General features: G+C 56.5%; 17 protein-coding genes. 5 read left to right on the top strand and 12 right to left on the bottom strand.

Annotated elements, in window-relative coordinates; genetic code table 11:
• Window positions 1–46 precede the first annotated feature (46 nt).
• Both GS632_RS09060 and GS632_RS09055 read right to left on the bottom strand, forming a co-directional pair.
• The gene (locus GS632_RS09060) at window positions 47–2092 is read right to left on the bottom strand and encodes an acetyl/propionyl/methylcrotonyl-CoA carboxylase subunit alpha (RefSeq protein WP_171721754.1); all 2046 of its coding nucleotides are present in this window, start codon (window positions 2090–2092) and stop codon (window positions 47–49) included.
• Between the two features lie 116 nt (window positions 2093–2208).
• Complete coding sequence (locus tag GS632_RS09055; RefSeq protein ID WP_171175434.1) at window positions 2209–2412, bottom strand: hypothetical protein; 204 nt, start codon at window positions 2410–2412, stop codon at window positions 2209–2211.
• A 650-nt stretch (window positions 2413–3062) separates the two neighbouring features.
• On the opposite strand from GS632_RS09055, the gene GS632_RS09050 reads away from it, so the two are divergent.
• Entirely contained in the window at window positions 3063–4214 is a 1152-nt protein-coding gene (locus tag GS632_RS09050) for a DcaP family trimeric outer membrane transporter (RefSeq protein WP_171175435.1), read from the top strand.
• 86 nt (window positions 4215–4300) lie between these two features.
• Here GS632_RS09050 and GS632_RS09045 read toward each other — a convergent pair whose 3' ends face one another.
• From GS632_RS09045 to GS632_RS09035, 3 genes are all read right to left on the bottom strand, one after another.
• Window positions 4301–4654 carry a hypothetical protein gene (locus tag GS632_RS09045; protein WP_171175437.1) on the bottom strand — a complete coding sequence of 118 codons (354 nt, stop codon included), beginning with the start codon at window positions 4652–4654 and terminating at the stop codon, window positions 4301–4303.
• Window positions 4655–4787: 133 nt separating this feature from the next.
• On the bottom strand, window positions 4788–5117 hold the full coding sequence (locus GS632_RS09040; RefSeq protein WP_253284444.1) for a DUF6497 family protein: 330 nt from the start codon (window positions 5115–5117) through the stop codon (window positions 4788–4790).
• Window positions 5118–5386: 269 nt separating this feature from the next.
• Window positions 5387–6919, bottom strand: a complete 1533-nt coding sequence (locus GS632_RS09035) for an acyl-CoA carboxylase subunit beta (protein ID WP_171237214.1) — start codon at window positions 6917–6919, stop codon at window positions 5387–5389.
• Between the two features lie 183 nt (window positions 6920–7102).
• Here GS632_RS09035 and GS632_RS09030 point away from each other — a divergent pair, with 183 nt between their 5' ends.
• Together GS632_RS09030 and GS632_RS09025 are read left to right on the top strand one after the other, a co-directional pair.
• The gene (locus tag GS632_RS09030; RefSeq protein ID WP_171175443.1) at window positions 7103–8308 is read left to right on the top strand and encodes a multidrug effflux MFS transporter; all 1206 of its coding nucleotides are present in this window, start codon (window positions 7103–7105) and stop codon (window positions 8306–8308) included.
• A gap of 63 nt (window positions 8309–8371) precedes the next feature.
• On the top strand, window positions 8372–9772 hold the full coding sequence (locus GS632_RS09025) for a short-chain fatty acyl-CoA regulator family protein (RefSeq protein ID WP_171175445.1): 1401 nt from the start codon (window positions 8372–8374) through the stop codon (window positions 9770–9772).
• A 75-nt stretch (window positions 9773–9847) separates the two neighbouring features.
• On the opposite strand, the gene GS632_RS09020 is transcribed toward GS632_RS09025, so the two are convergent.
• The 7 genes from GS632_RS09020 to GS632_RS08990 form a co-directional block, all read right to left on the bottom strand.
• Complete coding sequence (locus tag GS632_RS09020; RefSeq protein WP_171175447.1) at window positions 9848–10087, bottom strand: YdcH family protein; 240 nt, start codon at window positions 10085–10087, stop codon at window positions 9848–9850.
• Between the two features lie 89 nt (window positions 10088–10176).
• On the bottom strand, window positions 10177–10758 hold the full coding sequence (locus GS632_RS09015; RefSeq protein WP_245223225.1) for a thermonuclease family protein: 582 nt from the start codon (window positions 10756–10758) through the stop codon (window positions 10177–10179).
• A gap of 120 nt (window positions 10759–10878) precedes the next feature.
• Entirely contained in the window at window positions 10879–12537 is a 1659-nt protein-coding gene (gene betA / locus GS632_RS09010; RefSeq protein ID WP_171721755.1) for a choline dehydrogenase, read from the bottom strand.
• Window positions 12538–12607: 70 nt separating this feature from the next.
• On the bottom strand, window positions 12608–14116 hold the full coding sequence (gene betC, locus GS632_RS09005; RefSeq protein ID WP_171237209.1) for a choline-sulfatase: 1509 nt from the start codon (window positions 14114–14116) through the stop codon (window positions 12608–12610).
• Window positions 14113–14685, bottom strand: coding sequence for a transcriptional regulator BetI (betI, locus tag GS632_RS09000; RefSeq protein WP_171175463.1), 573 nt, complete (start codon window positions 14683–14685; stop codon window positions 14113–14115). The genes betC and betI overlap by 4 nt, the downstream gene beginning before the upstream one ends.
• Window positions 14686–14771: 86 nt before the next feature.
• Window positions 14772–15680, bottom strand: coding sequence for a DMT family transporter (locus GS632_RS08995; protein WP_171175465.1), 909 nt, complete (start codon window positions 15678–15680; stop codon window positions 14772–14774).
• 40 nt (window positions 15681–15720) lie between these two features.
• Window positions 15721–16320, bottom strand: coding sequence for a LysE/ArgO family amino acid transporter (locus GS632_RS08990; RefSeq protein ID WP_171721756.1), 600 nt, complete (start codon window positions 16318–16320; stop codon window positions 15721–15723).
• 87 nt (window positions 16321–16407) lie between these two features.
• On the opposite strand from GS632_RS08990, the gene GS632_RS08985 reads away from it, so the two are divergent.
• A complete protein-coding gene (locus GS632_RS08985) occupies window positions 16408–17301 on the top strand; it encodes a LysR family transcriptional regulator ArgP (RefSeq protein ID WP_171235473.1) in 894 nt (297 codons plus the stop codon).
• Between the two features lie 27 nt (window positions 17302–17328).
• A complete protein-coding gene (locus GS632_RS08980; RefSeq protein ID WP_171175471.1) occupies window positions 17329–18018 on the top strand; it encodes a nitroreductase family protein in 690 nt (229 codons plus the stop codon).
• The last annotated feature ends 8 nt before the right edge of the window (window positions 18019–18026 follow it).

The raw sequence follows: 18026 nt of genomic DNA, 5'->3' as shown, positions 1-18026 counted from the left end.
TGGCACGCCGGAGCCTTTGGAAGATGTGTCGAAAGCGTCTTCATGATCATTCGAACTCGATGATCACTTCGTCTACGGCAAGGCTGTCGCCGGGACCAGCATTGATCTTGGCAACAGTGCCCTTCTTCTCGGCGCGCAGGATGTTCTCCATCTTCATCGCCTCAATCGTGCACAACGCCTGACCTTCCTGTACCTCTTGCCCGACTTCCACGTCGATCTTCACGACCAGGCCTGGCATCGGGCACAGCAGCATTTTCGAGGTATCCGGCGGCAGTTTTTCTGGCATCAGTTTGGCCAGCTCTGCATGACGCGGACGGCGCACCAGAACCTTTAAATCGGCCCCCCGGTTGCGAATGCGGAACCCGCCCGAAACCTTGCCCACCTTCAGAACCAACGGGCTGCCATCGACATCTAATACGGCCAGCTGATCGCCCGGCGTCCAATCCGAGGCCACACGCAGGGTCGAGCCATCTTCGAACTTGACGGTCGCACCTTCTTTGTCTGCGTTCACCTGAACCGGCAATTCGTGACCTTCCAGCGATACAACCCAGCGTTTGCCAACCTTGCGTTCATGATTGTCCATCCGACCCGACACGCGGGTGCGGCGGATTTCGGCCACACGGTGCATGGCCGCGCAGGATGCAGCGATCCGGCGCAGGTCATCTTCGGGCAAGGATACGCCCTCGAACCCATCGGGATATTCTTCGGCAATGAAAGCCGTGGTCATGTCACCACTGATGAACTTCGGGTGGTCCATCACTGCAGACAGGAACGGCAAGTTGTGACCAATGCCTTCAACCTCGAAACTGTCCAGGGCAACGCGCATCGCCTCAATCGCGGCTTCGCGGGTCGGTGCCCAGGTGCAGAGTTTTGCAATCATCGGGTCGTAATACATGCTGATCTCGCCGCCCTCGTAGACGCCGGTATCGTTGCGCACTGCCGCTTCACCTTCGTGCGCGTCGCCCTGCCATTTACCGTTGACCAGCATCGGACCAGCCGCAACCTCTTGCGGTGGGCGATAACGGGTCAGACGGCCAATCGACGGCAGGAAGTTGCGATAGGGATCTTCCGCATACAAACGGTTTTCAATCGCCCAGCCAGTCAGCGTCACGTCGTCTTGCGTGATCGACAATGGCTCACCAGCGGCCACGCGGATCATCTGTTCCACCAGATCAACGCCGGTGATCAACTCGGTGACCGGGTGTTCCACCTGCAGGCGGGTGTTCATTTCCAGGAAGTAAAAGTTCTTTTCCCCATCGACGATGAATTCCACCGTGCCCGCGCTGGAATAACCCACGGCCTTGGCCAATGCCACGGCCTGTTCGCCCATAGCTTTGCGGGTCGCTTCATCGAGGAAAGGCGACGGTGCCTCTTCCACCACTTTCTGATTCCGGCGCTGGATCGAGCATTCGCGCTCGCCCAGATAGATCCCGTTTCCGTGGCTGTCACACAAAACCTGAATTTCGATGTGGCGCGGCTGGGTGACGAATTTCTCGATAAAAATCCGGTCATCCCCGAACGAGTTCGCGGCCTCGTTCTTGGACGACTGGAAGCCCTCGCGCGCTTCTTCGTCGTTCCACGCGATCCGCATGCCTTTACCACCGCCCCCGGCGCTGGCCTTGATCATGACCGGATAACCGATTTCGTTGGAGATTTTGACCGCCTCATCCGCATCTTCGATCAAGCCCATGTAGCCTGGAACCGTCGAAACATTTGCGTCCTGAGCAATTTTCTTCGAGGTGATCTTGTCGCCCATCGCTTCGATCGCGCCTTTCGGGGGGCCGACAAAGGCCACGCCTTCGGCTTCCAGCGCTTCGGCGAATTTGGCATTTTCCGACAGGAAGCCATAACCAGGGTGAACGGCCTGTGCACCGCTTTGGCGGATAGCGTCCATGACCTTGTCGATCACGATGTAAGACTGATTGGCTGGCGGCGGCCCAATGTGCACGGCTTCATCTGCCATCGACACATGAAGCGCGTTCTTGTCCGCGTCCGAATAAATGGCAACTGTGCCGATACCCATTTTGCGGGCGGTTTTGATAACCCGGCAGGCGATCTCGCCCCGGTTGGCGATCAGGATCTTATTGAACATGGAACGTCCTTTGGCTTGGTGTTCTGGAAACGCAAAACGCCGCCGCAGGGAACGATCCCCGCGACGGCGTGATGCGCGATGACGGACGGGACGAAAGGCGCCCCCAAAATGATGCGTTAGTTACAGGTGTTCTGCGTTTTGCAGTAAAGCACGTTGCCCGCTGCGCCGACGGCCGCGCCGAAAAGCGGGTCGGCATTGAGGACGGCTGCGCCGACAGCGCCGGCCCCACCACCCAGGATAGCCTGTTCGCCTGTGGTGTCGCCGCACGCAGCCAAGCCCGCGCAGATCGTCGCAACAAAGATGAGCCGTGAGATTCGCATGATATCTGCCCTTTTTGGTTTCTTGGTTTGTTGGGCGTCAGATGCGCGAAACGCAGACTGTTATTCAATATCAAAGAGTGTACAGGCAGAATTTGTGCAGGTTTTTGCCTTTGTTCGCCGCGTTCTCGCAAAAAGAAAAACGCGGACAGGTCTTTGTGGGGAACACAAGCCTGCCCGCGTGAGGAAGGGGTACGGAATAGTAGGTGCACGTGCGGCGCAGGCAAAGTAGAGCCGCACGGCTCGTTCACCTTGCACGCCACAATCTCACCAGAAAACACAGCATTGTTTCTGCGCGTTGTCTCGGCTGGAATCTGCCCATGCAGCGAGACCTCGCGCAAGTTTGCGCCGAAACCTCTTTTACGACCCACGGATAGCGAAGCCATCTTGCCCGTCACATTTCTGTTACAAACCAGCTCCTCGCACAGAAGCTTTACACACGCGGCATCACGGCATGACACTTTTTTGATAAGCAAAATCGTATTTGGATTCATATGGTTGACAGATCGGTTCACCCAGTCGTGATTTTTCTTAGCTTCAGCCACACAATTCCTTGAGAAAATTATAGTTTTTCGTCTCACCCTTGTGATTTCCGTCGCTACTGAACGCGTGAAACGTTGGGTTTGCACACTCGCACACAAGGAAATACCCACATGACGACTACAAGACTGAAGGCACTCCTGCTTGCTGCCTCTGCACTCAGTGTGACCAGCACCCTTGCTTATGCTCAGGAAGCCCAGACCCAAGCCGAGCTCGACGCACTGCGCGCGAGGGTCGAGGCGCTGGAATCCGCGAATAACAGCACCGCCGACGGAGATTTTCGGATCGGTAACACCACTTTGGACGTTTACGGTTACGTCAAGGCCGATTTCTTCTATGACTTCGAATTCGATCAGGGCGACACTGCCTTCGTGAATGTTATCGGTGAACCTTCTGCCGCGACTGATGGCACCTTTGGCGCCACGGTGCGCCAATCGCGGATCGGATTGCGCACCTCCACGCCAAGCGGAATCGGAGACATCGGCGGGCAGTTGGAACTTGACTTGTTTGGCTCGGGTGGTACCGCTGAGCTGCGTGTGCGTCACGCAAACATCACGATCGGGGACCAGTACCTGATCGGTCAGTACTGGACCAACTTCCAACCGCTTGATTCCTATCCTACCTCGGTCGAATTCAACGGCCCGGTCGGCGTCGCCTTCGCCCGTGTTCCGCAGCTGCGTTACACTGGACAGCTTGGAAGCAATGCTCAGTTTGCCGTTTCGGTCGAAGAAAATGTCAGCGGTTCGAACTCTGACGATCCGGTCCTCACGGCCTCGGCGGAATACAACGACGGCACCTACATCGCACGCGGTGCGGTGCTTTACGGCAAAGCCAATTCCGGCAGTGTTGAAGTTGACCAAACAGGCTTTACTGCCTCTGCCTCGGTACGCCCGTGGCAAGGCGGGCTGTTCCAGGTCAACTATGTAACGGGTGAGGCCCTTGGCCCATACCTCGTCGGCATTGGAGATGCGATTGTCGGAGGTCAGGCGAATGATGTTGACGGCTACACTATCGAGTTCAGACAAGACCTGAGTCCGAAGTGGAATGTCGGCATTGCATATGGTCGCGAAGATTATGACCTTCCCACCTCGACCGGCACATTGTCCTTCACCGAGCTGGAAACGATCCACGTCAACGCGTTCTACAAGGCGACCGACAATCTGACCCTCAGCGCCGAGTACATCTATGGTGAGCGGAACGACGCGTCCACCGGCCGTACCTTTGATGGCAATCGCGTTCAGCTTGCCGCTCAGCTGAACTTCTGACACCGCACATAGATCCTGCCCGTCTTTGGGCAGGATCGCCGCAACACCGGGTTCGGCTCTCTGATATGCGGTAGCCAATGTCAAAATCAGCCCAACTCGTCGATGACATCAGGAAAGGATGCGCGAGCCGCATCCACATCAATGACCAAAAGTGCATCATAACTGGCCGGATCAAACGGATCCTCTGCAGGAACCACCTCGCGCCCGAACAACCAGCTCAGGCGACCTGCATCCAGGTTGCCCCGTTCGAACGGCTGATCACCGAAATGAACCCAAAGCGCTTCCATGAACGCGGTATCTGCGCGCTTGTCAGCAGGCCTGCGATCGCGAAACCGTTCCCGACGGGTCAGAGGCGTCACACCTTTTGGATTGGCGCGACGAATGGTGAACTGAAAATCCGTACCGGTCAGGCGACCGGGGAAGCCACGATGCTTCAACATGTCAGCACCCCCGGTTTAACACGTACAGACAAGGACAAATCATGCCCGAAAAGGGATGGAATCATGTTGCGCACCTCCAAAGCCGCACCGTTGGTCTGAGATGCTCTGACTTCATGACGGGAAAAGTTCATGATCAAAGCCCCTCCCAGATACACCGGGACTGCTCCAGCCGGTAGGCTTCAAAAAATTGCGTCGCGTCCGGGGCGACATCGCCAAATTCCAGCGGTCTGTCCGACAACGAAATGACAACCCGCGCAGGCTGCAGCTCATGTTCCGCCACATAGGGAACCGCCAGAATTTGGCACAAGTGCTCCATATCCTTGGACGCCACATCATAAGTGATCCGCCCTACCGTCCCGCCGATCCTTGGCGCAATGAAACGAAAGCGCACCCACAACTCGCCCGGATTGTTATCAAGCAGAACGTCATCCAAATGCACAGGTTGGCCCGAGGGTACCGGCAACGGCGCATCTGATTGAGCAAGACCCGGAGAACAGAGCGCACTGAACATCAGACAAATGGCGCGACCCCGGACTCGCCAAGGGCAAGCTCCTCCTTCCGGGATCGCGCGCGCAGTGCTTTTGAACTGCGCTGATCTATGTCTAACGGGTCGGATCATTCAACTATTTGCCGATTCTTGTCAATTCCGCCTCAATTTTGGGCAATATTCGCCCAAACTTCAGCCGGACGGCGTGAAGGAACACCAGGGTAGGCTGCGCTGCCCCGGATTGATCAAAGCGGGATATTGTCGTGCTTTTTCCAAGGGTTCTTCAGCTGCTTACCTCGCAGACTGGCAAATGCCCGGGACACGCGGCGGCGGGTCGATTGAGGCATGATCACCTCATCGACAAAGCCGCGCTCGGCCGCAACAAAGGGATTCGCAAACCGATCTTCGTAATCCGCGACGTGCTGTGCTGTCTTTTCCGCATCCCCGAGGTCAGCACGGTGGATGATTTCAGTTGCGCCTTTTGCACCCATCACAGCGATCTCGGCTGTAGGCCAAGCATAGTTGAAATCACCGCGCAGGTGCTTGGACGCCATAACCACATATGCACCGCCATAGGCTTTTCGCGTGATCACGGTCACTTTGGGCACTGTCGCCTCGCCATAGGCATAAAGCAGCTTCGCGCCATGTTTGATCACACCGCTATATTCCTGCTGGGTGCCCGGCAGGAAGCCCGGAACATCCACAAAGGTCAGGATCGGGATTTCAAAACAATCGCAGAAACGCACAAAGCGCGCCGCCTTGCGCGAGCTGTCAATGTCTAGACATCCCGCCAATACCATCGGCTGGTTGGCAACGACCCCAACGGTCTGACCCTCTAGACGGATAAAGCCGGTGATGATGTTTTTGGCAAAGTCTTCTTGGATTTCGTAAAAGTCGCCCTCATCCGCAATCTTGGTAATGAGCTCCTTCATGTCGTAGGGCGTGTTGGGATTGTCAGGAACAAGCGTGTCCAGCGACGGCTCAAGCCGGCCAGGCTCGTCAAAGAAGGGGCGGACCGGGGGCTTCTCGCGATTGTTTAGAGGTAGGAAATCCACCAGTCGACGGACTTCTGCCAAAGCCTCGACATCGTTCTCAAACGCCGCATCCGCAACCGAAGACTTCTTGGTATGTGTCGATGCACCACCCAGTTCTTCGGCCGTCACGACCTCGTTGGTGACAGTTTTGACCACGTCGGGACCGGTCACAAACATGTAAGACGAATCTTTGACCATGAAGATAAAGTCGGTCATCGCCGGGCTGTAAACCGCGCCACCGGCGCAGGGGCCCATGATTACGCTGATCTGCGGAACGACGCCGGACGCCGTGATATTGCGCTGGAACACTTCGGCATACCCTGCCAGCGAGGCAACGCCTTCCTGGATTCGCGCCCCACCCGAGTCGTTGATCCCGATGATAGGTGCTCCATTCTGCACCGCCATATCCATGATCTTGCAAATCTTCTGTGCGTGGGTTTCCGAAAGCGATCCACCAAAGACGGTGAAATCCTGACTGAACACATAGACCATACGACCATTGATCGTGCCCCAGCCGGTGACAACCCCGTCACCTGCAGGCTTTTGGTTTTCCATCCCAAATTCTGTGCAGCGATGGCTGACGAACATATCGAATTCTTCAAAACTGCCTTCATCCAGCAATAACTCGATCCGCTCTCGCGCCGTCAACTTGCCACGTGAATGTTGGGCATCGATCCGTCTCTGCCCACCGCCCAGTCGTGCGTTGCCGCGGCGGTCTTCCAACTCAGAAAGGATGTCTTTCATGACGAGTATCCCCTATTAAATTTGGCGCGACACTACCCGCTCGACTTGCTCAACCAAAGACCTTTTCCGCAAATTTGCAAAACACTAGCAATACCAATCTGGATAACTGCAAATTAGCTAAGTATCGCATTGATTTTTGGCAACGACTGGCATTCCGAAAATCCGTGGCTATACATGTGAACCATGCAGTTCAGCTCTGGCGCCGTGCCGCGCACACCACCTACATTGGCAACGCTTGTTTTGCTTTCGGGCTTGTCCGCCCTGAGCATGAACCTTTTCCTGCCAAGCCTGCCCAACATGGCGCTGTATTTCGAAACCGATTACAAGGTTATGCAGCTATCGATTGCTTTGTACCTGCTGATTAACGCCATTCTGCAAATTGTGATCGGACCGCTCGCTGACAAGGCAGGTCGCAGACCCGTTCTGCTTTGGGGTCTTGCGCTGTTCCTACTGGCGACCCTGGGATGTATTTACGCGCCCAATGCCGAGATCTTTCTGGTTTTCAGGATGTGCCAGGCGGTTGTGGTGGTGGGTATGGTACTCAGCCGCGCCGCAGTACGCGACATGTACGATCAGGATCAGGCTGCGTCGATGATCGGGTATGTGACCATGGGTATGGCTGTGGTCCCCATGATCGGCCCTGCCATAGGCGGCATTCTGGAAGAGACGCTCGGCTGGAAGGCCAATTTCTGGCTGCCATTTGCCATCGGCACTTTAACCTTGTTCCTTACATTCACGGATTTCGGCGAAACTGCAGCGAAAAGCGGGAAATCGCTCGTACAGCAATTCAAAGAATACCCCGAGTTGCTAACCTCACCCCGCTTCTGGGGGTATTCACTGGCCTGCGCCTTCTCGTCAGGGGCCTTCTTTGCCTATCTGGGCGGCGCTCCGTTCATCGGAACGGAATTATTTGGGTTGAGCGCTGCTCAGGTCGGTATCTATTTTGGCGCGCCGGCCGTCGGATATTTTGCGGGGAACTTCATCAGCGGGCGATACTCCGTACGGATTGGTGTCAATCGCATGGTGCTTTGGGGCAGCCTGTTGAACGCCTTCGGCGTCGCGCTGTCAGCCCTGCTTTTTCTGGCAGGTAGCGGTACGGCACTCAGTTTTTTTGGACTTATGACCTTTGTAGGTGTGGGCAACGGCATGGTTATTCCCAATGCAACATCGGGCGCCCTATCTGTTCGCCCACATCTGGCGGCGACCGCGTCGGGTCTGAGTGGTGCTATCATGTTGGGCGGTGGTGCGGGACTCAGCGCACTGGCAGGCGCATTGCTGACCCACGAAACCGGCGCAATGCCGTTGCTGTGGTTGATGTTGACAACCGCCCTGCTGGCCATTTGCGCCATAGCGGCCGTCATCCGACGCGAACGGCAATTGGGGCTCTGACAGCTTGCATGGATAGGTTTGCAAAGTTAGACTTCGATTTTAGAAAACTTGCAAAGGCCCTCAATGGCGACTCAAAAACTCTATGCGGGTGCAAAGCTGCGCGAGATGCGCACACGACTGACCCTGACCCAGCGGGAATTCGCAGCCAAGCTGGGTGTTTCCTTGCCTTACCTGAACCAGATGGAGAACAACAACAGACCGATTTCAACAACGGTTGTTTTGGCTCTGGCACAAGAATTCGGCATGGACGTGACCGAACTCAGCACAGGCGATAGCGAACGCCTTGTCTCCGACATGCGCGAGGCATTGGCCGACCCGGTGTTTGCCGACATTCAACCTCCGCTGGCCGATTTGCGCCTGACCGCCTCGAACGCCCCCGCTTTGGCCCGCGCATTCATCGAATTACACAAAACCTACCGCCAAACTCACGAGCGCCTGGCCTCACTGGACGAAGCACTGGGTCGGGAAGATGCCCGCATTCAGGCCAGCCCGTGGGAAGAGGTGCGGGATTTCTTTCATTATTGCGACAACTATATCGACGCCGTGGACAGGGCAGCAGAATTGTTTTCCAACCGGGCAGACGGGCCCGGTGGGATTCGGCAGGCCGCCCTGAACAGCCTTTCAGAACGCGGTATTCAGGTCGTTTTTTCAGACATGGACCCCCTGCGCAGATACGATTCTGAAAGCAAGATTCTTCGCCTGTCCTCGCGCGCTGCTCCGCAAACCCAAGTGTTTCAATTGCTGTTACAAGTTGCTTTGATCAGCCAGGACAAGCTGCTGGAAGCAACGTTGGATTTTGCAAAGTTTCAAAGCGAAGAGGCCCGGTCAATTGCAAAGATTGGACTGGCCAACTATTTCGCCGGCGCGTCTTTGATGCCTTATTCGACCTTCCTGACCGCCGCGCAAGAGGAGCGCCACGATCTGGAACTGCTGAGCAATCGATTTGGCGCTTCGATCGAACAGATTGCCCATCGGCTATCGACGCTACAACGCCCCGGAGCAAAAGGTATCCCATTCTTTTTCGTTCGCGTGGATCAGGCTGGCACGATCACCAAGCGGCACTCGGCCACCCGTCTTCAATTCGCGCGATTTGGCGGCGCATGCCCCTTGTGGAACGTGCATCGGGCCTTTGAAACACCAGGGCATTTTCTTCGGCAATTGGCGGAAACGCCAGATGGAGTTCGCTATATTTCGCTTGCGCGAGATGTATCGAAATCCGGCGGGTCATTCGGCGCGCCTGTCCGGCGCTATGCGATTGCCTTGGGGTGCGAGGTTCGGCATGCTCCGGCGCTTGTCTACGCCGACAACCTCGATATCAACAATGCCAGTTCTTACGAACCGATTGGCATATCTTGCCGCATCTGCGAACGGCAAACCTGCCACCAGCGCTCGGTCCCGCCCCTGGAACGTCGCCTCAGCATCGACACCGATTTACGCGGCACTCTGCCCTACGAAGTCACCTGATCTTCATCTGGCCAGAAATACCTCGGGGGAATCGCGGCCAAGGCCGCGACGGGGGCAGAGCCCCCGCCTTTTGGCTTAGGCTTTGGACAAGATCGCCCAGATTTCGTCTTTCAACGCTGCCCGCTTCTTGCGCAAATCCACTTCGGCCAATTCCTCCATCGGTTCAACATTGGTTTCTGCCCGATGCACCACGCGATTGATTTCGTGATACTCATCAGCAAGCCGGGCAAAATGCGCGTCCGACTGTTTGAGCTGGCTCATCAGTTCTACTTTGTCCGGGAACTCTTCTGCCAGTTCATGCGGGGTGTGGGACATACCTGTTCGCTCCATAATTAGTTGTTGCAAATGAGTCGTAGATGCGTCCGGCGGCGCTCGCTTTGACGCGGATCAATTTGACGCAAATTTCATCGCTGAGACGCGCGCCATCCCGCAGCGCGAGCCTCAGCGGCAGAACAAAACCAGTGTTCGCCCCTGGACATATCAATCTCAGTTTTGGCATAAAAATTTTGGCCCGGTACGTGAAAAATTCGGTCCCCTTTCGCAGAGATATTCCCTTTGATCCGACAACTCACTGTCGATCGTGACTTTCCCGCCGCCCTGTGCACCCAAGGCACTTGAATATACTGCTGATGAAGCCCCAATTTTCGGCTTTTTGCGTCCCTCTCAACGCTGGCGTAGGCACTGGAATATTTGAGGCAGGCAAAGGCTAGGCCCTGCCGCACCAGTTGATCTGCTGCATCCTGCCCACCCGACGTGCATTTTGCGACAACCCGGCCATAGCGATCCCGGTCCAATGGCACACAAGTCGCTGTTTTACCCTGATACCTCTGCCGAACGACCTGCGTAACCCACGCACCACATGGCCAGCGAGAACCTTCGGTGTCATGACAGGATTGATCTATCTCGGGGGCATCAATGCCATGCAACCGAACCCGGACTCCGCCCACACCCCATGTATCGGCGTCGATCACGTGAATCTGCCCCATAAATCGTTCTGCGGCCAACGCGACAGATGGCAGAAAGAGAACAAAAGCTAAACAAATTCTTAACATGTCCCCGATATGCGCCTGAAATCACGCGTATTCAAGCGGGGGCATGTCAAAAGGTTAACGCTGTGCCGTTGCCCAGTTCGGGTGGATCCAAGGCCGGTCATTGGCTTTGGGCAACGGGTCTTTGCCCAACAGGGAATCCGACACTTTCTCACCCACCATGATTGACGGTGCGTTGAGATTGCCGTTTGTGATCTGAGGAAAGATCGAGCTGTCCGCAACACGCAGCCCATCCACACCGATGACGCGTCCTTCGGGATCGACCACTGCGTTTTTGTCATCCGCTCGCCCCATTCGGCAGGTACCGCAAGGATGATAGGCGCTTTCCGCATGTTCCGCGATAAAGCCGTTCAGTTCTTCGTCTGATTGCACAGAAGCGCCCGGTTGGATTTCCTTGCCGGCATAGGGTTTGAACGCGTCCTGACCAAAGATTTCGCGCGTTAAACGGATACAGGTCCGGAAATCTTCCCAATCCTTTTCGTGGCTCATGTAATTGAACTTTATGACTGGCGCATCCGCAGCTTCAGCAGATCGCAGCGTAACAGATCCACGCGACGGAGACCGCATCGGACCGACATGCGCCTGGAATCCGTGGCCTTCCGCTGCTGCCTGCCCGTCATAGCGCACTGCCATGGGCAGGAAATGATACTGAATGTCAGGGTACTCAACACCAGGTTTCGATCGGATAAAGGCTGCACTTTCGAACTGGTTCGACGCCCCCAAACCCGTCTTGGTAAACAGCCATTGCGTACCGATCAGACCTTTACTGAATAGGTTCCAGTGTTTGTACAATGTAATCGGCTGCAAAGAGGCTTGTTGGATATAAAGTTCCAGATGATCCTGCAGGTTTGCGCCAACCCCCGGACGATCCGCCACAATATCGATTCCATGGTCAGCCAGATGCGCTGCCGGGCCGATTCCGGACAACATCAACAGCTTGGGCGAGTTGATCGACGACGATGCCAGAACAACTTCACGCCGAGCCTTAATGACCTCTTTCTTGCCGCCACGGATCAATTCCACCCCTGTGGCGCGACCGTTTTCCATCACGACTTTGGAAGCAAGGCCCCGAACGATATCGCAATTTTCGCGTTTTAGTGCAGGTCTCAGATAGGCATTTGCTGCGGACCAACGCCGTCCTTTCCAGACGGTCTGCTCCATCGGGCCAAAACCTTCCTGCTTTTCGCCGTTATAGTCGCCCGTGACCTCGTATCCGGCCTGCTGGCCCGCGTCGACAAACGCCTTAAACAGGGGGTTTTCACGTGGACCGCGCGAAACATGCAGCGGGCCATCTGTACCGCGCCACGACGGATCCCCGCCATGGCCGCCATCATGCCAGCTTTCCATTCTCTTGTAATAGGGCAGTACGTCAGCATAGGACCACCCGTCTGCACCCATCTCGGCCCAGGTGTCGAAATCGCGCGCATGGCCGCGCACATAAACCATTCCATTGATCGAGGACGAACCGCCTATCACCTTGCCGCGCGGACAGGCCAGACGGCGATTGTTCAGGTGCGGCTCAGGCTCGGATTGATAGCCCCAGTCATAGCGCGACATGTTCATCGGATAGCTCAGCGCCGCTGGCATCTGGATGAACGGCCCTGCATCGGTGCCGCCATGTTCGATCACCAGAACCGAGGCCCCTGCCTCGCTCAGACGATATGCCATTGCGCATCCGGCAGAGCCGGCGCCAACGATGACAAAATCTGCTTCCATTTCCATAACTCCTGCCCCGCCGAGAAGGCTGGATGCCTCCGGCGGGAGTATTTTCGAAAAGATGACGAGGTTATTCGCCGCGCGGGAAGCGGGCGTTTTCCTCGACGACGTTCAGATCCATGTGATTGCGCATGTAGCGTTCCGATGCTCTTTGCAGCGGCTGGTAATCCCACGGGTAATATCCACCCTGGCGCAGCGCCTCATAGACGACCCAGCGCCTTGCCTGGCTGGCTCGGACTTCGGCGTCAAAACGATCCAGATCCCAGCAGGCTTCGGATTTTGCGCGCAAGGTTTGTAGCGTACCTGCATGTTCGGGGCTGTCTGCCAGATTGGTCATTTCGTGAGGGTCAGCCTCAAGATCAAACAACTGATCAGGGTCCAACGCGCAGCGGTTGTATTTCCACTTGCCATAGCGCAACGAGACCAGCGGCGCATAAGATGCCTCTGCCGCGTATTCCATCGCTACCGGCGCGGTGCGCTCGCCCCCCTGCGCAAGAGGCACTAGGTTTTCACCATCCGTCCACGGTGCAATTTCATCCATATCGACCCCTGCCAATGCCCCAAGGGTTGGCGTTATGTCGATAGTAGACACCGGAGTGTCAATCCGCCCGGCAGGCAGATCAGGGGATGAAATCATCAGCGGCACACGCGCTGAACCTTCGTAGAAGTTCATTTTGAACCACAAGCCACGTTCGCCCAGCATATCGCCGTGATCCGAGACGAAGAGAATGATCGCCTCTTGCCGGGTGGTTTCCAGCACTTCGAGGATCTCACCGATCTTGTCATCCAGATAGGAGATATTGGCAAAATAGGCGCGGCGGGATTTGCGGATGTCTTCTTCGGTGATGTCAAAACTACGCCAGTCATTGGCGTCGAAGATCCGCTTGGCGTGCGGATCCTGATTGTCGTAGCCGATATCAGCGACCTCAGGCAGAAGATGCTCACAATCCTCGTACAAGTCCCAGTACTTGCGACGGGCGACGTATGGATCGTGGGGATGCGTGAAGCTGACGGTCACGCACCACGGACGATTATCCTTACCGCGCGCCAGATCATAGAGCTTGGCCTTGGCGTTATAGGCAACCTCGTCGTCATACTCCATCTGGTTTGATATCTCGGCCACACCCGCACCGGTGACAGAACCCATATTGTGGTACCACCAGTCGATCCGCTCGCCCGGTTTTCGATAATCCGGGGTCCAGCCAAAATCGGCCGGATAGATGTCGGTGGTCAGACGATCTTCGAACCCGTGCATCTGATCAGGACCGACAAAATGCATCTTGCCAGACAAGCAGGTATAGTACCCGGCCCGGCGCAAATGGTGTGCGTAAGTGGGGATGTCGCTGCGGAACTCAGCTGCGTTGTCATAGACGCCTGTGCGCGAAGGCAATTGACCGGACATAAAGCTGGCCCGCCCCGGCGCGCAGAGCGGCGACGCCGTGTATGCGTTTGCAAACCGGGTCGAACGTTCGGCCAACTTCTTCAAGTTCGGGGCATGAAGCCAGTCTGCGGGACCGTCGGGAAAGAGGGTTCCGTTCAGCTGATCCACCATCAGGATCAGAACGTTCGGTTTTGTCATTTTTCAGCCTCGAGCAGAGTGTTGAGCACGCGTTTCGCGTGTGACACGGCCAGTTGCGGTTCTTCCGGCGCGCTGAGCGCCGCGCGGATGTACAACCCGTCAATAAGAGCAATCATGTTTTCAGCAGCTTCAACCGGGTCCTGCATCCTGGCGCGCAAAGCGTGGATCAGGTTTGAACGGATGCGTGCCTGATAGATCTGCCACAAGCGCAGTGCATCATCATTGGTTTGCGCCAGAACATAGAAGGTCATCCACGCAGCGATCACGTCAGGTGTGAAACACGAGGGGGCGAAACACGCCTCAATGATCGCCTGCGCCCGGCCTTCCGGAGCAGATGCCTTCAGTTTGGCCCGCGCCTCATCACCGAAATCCGAAAGGATCTGACGCATCGCCGCCAGAAAAATCTGATCCTTGCCGCCGAAATAATGATGCGCCAGCGCGCTGGACATACCTGCCCGTTTCGCAATTTGGCTAACTGTAACATCAAGGGATTTCTGCACACCCAGCTCGGCAATTGTCGCGCGGACAATAGCATCGCGGCGGATTGGCTCCATTCCAACTTTTGGCATCATGACCCCCTGAACAGGCGTTATGACTCCAAACTAGGAGTTTTTTATTGACTCGTCAATCAATGAAGGTCTCGATGGTGCCGGTATCACAGCTTCGGAGCAATACTCGGGGGCGTCAAGTCTCGACGATTCAGGACTGCTTCGCGCCATGAGATGAAGCTGACGGCGCACAGGATCAATGTGCCTCCGGCGACGACCCAGATATCAACGCTTTCATGGAACACGACTGCGCCCAGCAATGTGGCCCAGATGAGTTGAAGAAACGTGATCGGCTGCGTGACGGCCACAGGTGCAGCCTGCAAGGCCAGCGTCATGAAATAATGACCGGCGGTGGCAAAACAGGCCACCAGAAACAGAACCCCGAGATCGCGCAAGCTGGGTTGCGTCCAGACGGCCACAGCAAATGGGATCAGCGCAAGCGTCACCCAAATCGACAAATGCGCCACGACGACCGAAGGTGGCACATCCCGCACCAACAGTTTTGCCAGCAAATAAGAACCGCCCAGTGTCAGCGCCGTCCCCAGCATAGCCAGATGGCCCGCTGACACCTCTCGAAACCCGGGCCGCAAGATGATCAGCACACCAACCAAAGCAACAAGAATTGCCGCGATCCGCCGAAAGGCCAGCTTTTCCCCCAAAAACAGGGCCGCGCCCAAAGTCACGTAAACGGGCGTCATGTAATTCATGGCCGTGACTTCTGCCAAGGGGATCTGTGTCATGGCAAAGAACCACAGCATAACAGCAACCGCATGAACCACCCCGCGCACCCCGAACAGGGTCAACAGCCGGGGTGTCAGTTTGGTCGCCATGATCGACCGCAGTGCCGGAAGAAGGAACGCCAAGCCCAGGGCGTATCGCAGGAACGCAGCCTGAATCGGGTTGATGGTCGTGCCCAGCGACTTCACCAAAGCTGTCATTACAACAAAAGACAGCCCGGCGGCAAACATCCAGAACATGCCTGCAAGAGGACGGGACGAAACGGTGTGTGAGGTCATGGCCTAGGTTGAACACCGAAACCGAGCCAGGAACAACCCTTCACATGACAACAAGTTTCAGTGCGATACCCAGCATGACGACGCCAATTCCGGCATCCAGTACTTGCCACGCCCGGGGTCTCGTAAAAACAGGCGACAAAATACCCGCGCCGTATCCAAGCGAGAAGAAGAACACAAAGCTGGAGGTCATCGCGCCCAGCGCAAACCCCAGACGGTCGTCATACTGCGCCGAGATTGAACCGATCAAGACCACTGTGTCCAAATAAACATGCGGATTCAGCCAGGTGAACGCGAGTACCGTAAGCAACGCGGCCTTCAGGCTGGTGCGCTGGCCATTGCCAATCTCCATCACCGCGCCGCCCCGCCATGCCGAATGCAAGCTGCGCAGCCCATACCAAGTTATGAACGCGGCCCCGCCATAACGCATCACGGTTTCGAACCACGGCACCGCCTGCGCGAGCGTACCAAATCCCGCGACACCTGCCCCGATCAGCAGCGCATCAGATATCGCGCAGGTCAGGCACAGAACAAATACATGCTCGCGCCGCAACCCCTGCCGCAGAATAAAGGCGTTTTGCGCACCGATCGCGAGGATCAGGCTGAAACCCAGTGCAAAACCGGCGATCGTGGATGTGGGCATGGAACCTCCTGCGCTTTGGCAGCGTTGACTAAGCCCCATCGGGGAATCTATCAAATTAAAGATTCTATTCCGAATTAAGCAAAACTAATGTTGCTAGACCCCAATCAACTTTCCGCATTGTCAACCATTCTGCGGCTTGGCAGCTTTGAGGCCGCAGCCATGGAATTGGCTGTCACGCCTTCGGCAATTTCCCAGCGCATTAAGGCGCTGGAGGATCGTGTTGGTGCGGCGCTGATCCGCCGGGGTACACCTTGCACCGGAACACCCGCAGGGCTGCGCATTGCCCGATATGCCGAGGATGTTGGACTGCTTGAGGCGCAATTGGTCCGTGAGCTGGCTTTGGAACAGGATCCTGTATCGGCGCGGGTTCGCATTGCTGTGCCTGCTGATGTACTGGCCACTTGGTTTATCGATGTAATGGCGCAAGTACCCGATATGCTGTTTGATCTTGTCATCGACGATCAGGACCATTCGGCCGAGTGGTTGAAACGCGGCGAGGTCAGCGCCGCCGTCACAGTAGGCGGGCGTCCTGTTACAGGGTGTGATGTGACGCCGCTGGGTGTCCTGCGATACCTGCCCACAGCCAGCCCTGCCTTCATCGAAACGTGGTTCAAGGATGGTGTTAACGAGGGCACGCTCGGCAAAGCGCCATGCCTGGTTTTCAACCAAAAGGACAGTCTGCAGAAGGCATGGCTTTCGCAATATGCCGCGCCTAACCTTTCGCCGCCGTTTCATTTCCTGCCGTCCTCGAACGGGTTCGTGGATGCCGCGATTGCCGGTCTGGGATGGGGCATGAACCCAGCAGTCCTTTCCAAAGACGCCTTGGAAGACGGGCGGTTGCAACCCCTCCTCGCTAATGCTCCGCTGGATGTTGCCCTCAACTGGCAGGTCGGTCGCGTACTTGCACCCGCCCTCAAACCGCTTACACATGCCGTTCGACGTGCCGCCAAGCAGGTCCTGTTACCGCCCAGCGCGAACTGATCGCACACCACAGTTTCGGAGGAACCGATGTTCTCACGCGATGCCCTCAGCTATAATCCCATTCCCCTGCCGGACCGATCCGAGATCAGCGACGCGGACATGCAAGGTGCCGCACAACAGTTCTACGACAAGATGCGCCAGCGCCATACGGTGCGGGATTTCAGCCCCCGCCCCGTGGACCGCTCTGTAATCGAAACGTGTTTGCGCACAGCGGGCACTGCGCCTTCTGGCGCCAATCACCAACCGTGGCACTTTGCTGCGATCTCCGCCCCTGACCTGAAGCAACGCATCCGCGAAGAGGCCGAAGAGGAAGAACGCCGGTTCTATGCGGGCGGCGCGGGCGACGAGTGGATCAAAGCGCTTGAGCCCATCGGCACCAACGCAGTCAAAGAGCATCTGACTTTTGCACCCTGGCTGCTCGTGGTGTTCGCCCAGCGCTGGGGACAATTCGAAGATGGGACGCGATACAAGAACTACTACGTGCCGGAAAGCGTGAACATTGCCACCGGCTTTTTGCTGGCTGCACTGCACCATGCCGGTCTCAGCACTTTGACCCATACCCCGAACCCGATGCGGTTTTTGAACGACGCGCTGGACCGGCCCGCGTCAGAGAAACCGACGATGATCATTGCAGTGGGACATCCTTCGGAAACCGCCACGGTGCCAGCCGTGGCAAAGTTGAAGAAACCCCTGAACGAGATCTCTTCGTTTTTTTGAGAACAAGC

Origin of the sequence: Ruegeria sp. HKCCD7296 (assembly GCF_013110775.1) — a bacterium.
In the GTDB taxonomy this organism is placed as follows: domain Bacteria; phylum Pseudomonadota; class Alphaproteobacteria; order Rhodobacterales; family Rhodobacteraceae; genus Ruegeria.
This window is presented reverse-complemented; position numbering and strand designations above follow the sequence as displayed.

Excerpts from the sequence above, each read along its gene's own strand:
- GS632_RS09060 (WP_171721754.1), bottom strand. The coding sequence starts at position 2,092 with ATGTTCAATAAGATCCTGATCGCCAACCGGGGCGAGATCGCCTGCCGG.
- GS632_RS09055 (WP_171175434.1), bottom strand. The coding sequence starts at position 2,412 with ATGCGAATCTCACGGCTCATCTTTGTTGCGACGATCTGCGCGGGCTTG.
- GS632_RS09050 (WP_171175435.1), top strand. The coding sequence starts at position 3,063 with ATGACGACTACAAGACTGAAGGCACTCCTGCTTGCTGCCTCTGCACTC.
- GS632_RS09045 (WP_171175437.1), bottom strand. The coding sequence starts at position 4,654 with ATGTTGAAGCATCGTGGCTTCCCCGGTCGCCTGACCGGTACGGATTTT.
- GS632_RS09035 (WP_171237214.1), bottom strand. The coding sequence starts at position 6,919 with ATGAAAGACATCCTTTCTGAGTTGGAAGACCGCCGCGGCAACGCACGA.
- GS632_RS09030 (WP_171175443.1), top strand. The coding sequence starts at position 7,103 with ATGCAGTTCAGCTCTGGCGCCGTGCCGCGCACACCACCTACATTGGCA.
- GS632_RS09025 (WP_171175445.1), top strand. The coding sequence starts at position 8,372 with ATGGCGACTCAAAAACTCTATGCGGGTGCAAAGCTGCGCGAGATGCGC.
- GS632_RS09020 (WP_171175447.1), bottom strand. The coding sequence starts at position 10,087 with ATGTCCCACACCCCGCATGAACTGGCAGAAGAGTTCCCGGACAAAGTA.
- GS632_RS09015 (WP_245223225.1), bottom strand. The coding sequence starts at position 10,758 with ATGGGGCAGATTCACGTGATCGACGCCGATACATGGGGTGTGGGCGGA.
- betA (WP_171721755.1), bottom strand. The coding sequence starts at position 12,537 with ATGGAAGCAGATTTTGTCATCGTTGGCGCCGGCTCTGCCGGATGCGCA.
- betC (WP_171237209.1), bottom strand. The coding sequence starts at position 14,116 with ATGACAAAACCGAACGTTCTGATCCTGATGGTGGATCAGCTGAACGGA.
- betI (WP_171175463.1), bottom strand. The coding sequence starts at position 14,685 with ATGCCAAAAGTTGGAATGGAGCCAATCCGCCGCGATGCTATTGTCCGC.
- GS632_RS08995 (WP_171175465.1), bottom strand. The coding sequence starts at position 15,680 with ATGACCTCACACACCGTTTCGTCCCGTCCTCTTGCAGGCATGTTCTGG.
- GS632_RS08990 (WP_171721756.1), bottom strand. The coding sequence starts at position 16,320 with ATGCCCACATCCACGATCGCCGGTTTTGCACTGGGTTTCAGCCTGATC.
- GS632_RS08985 (WP_171235473.1), top strand. The coding sequence starts at position 16,408 with ATGTTGCTAGACCCCAATCAACTTTCCGCATTGTCAACCATTCTGCGG.
- GS632_RS08980 (WP_171175471.1), top strand. The coding sequence starts at position 17,329 with ATGTTCTCACGCGATGCCCTCAGCTATAATCCCATTCCCCTGCCGGAC.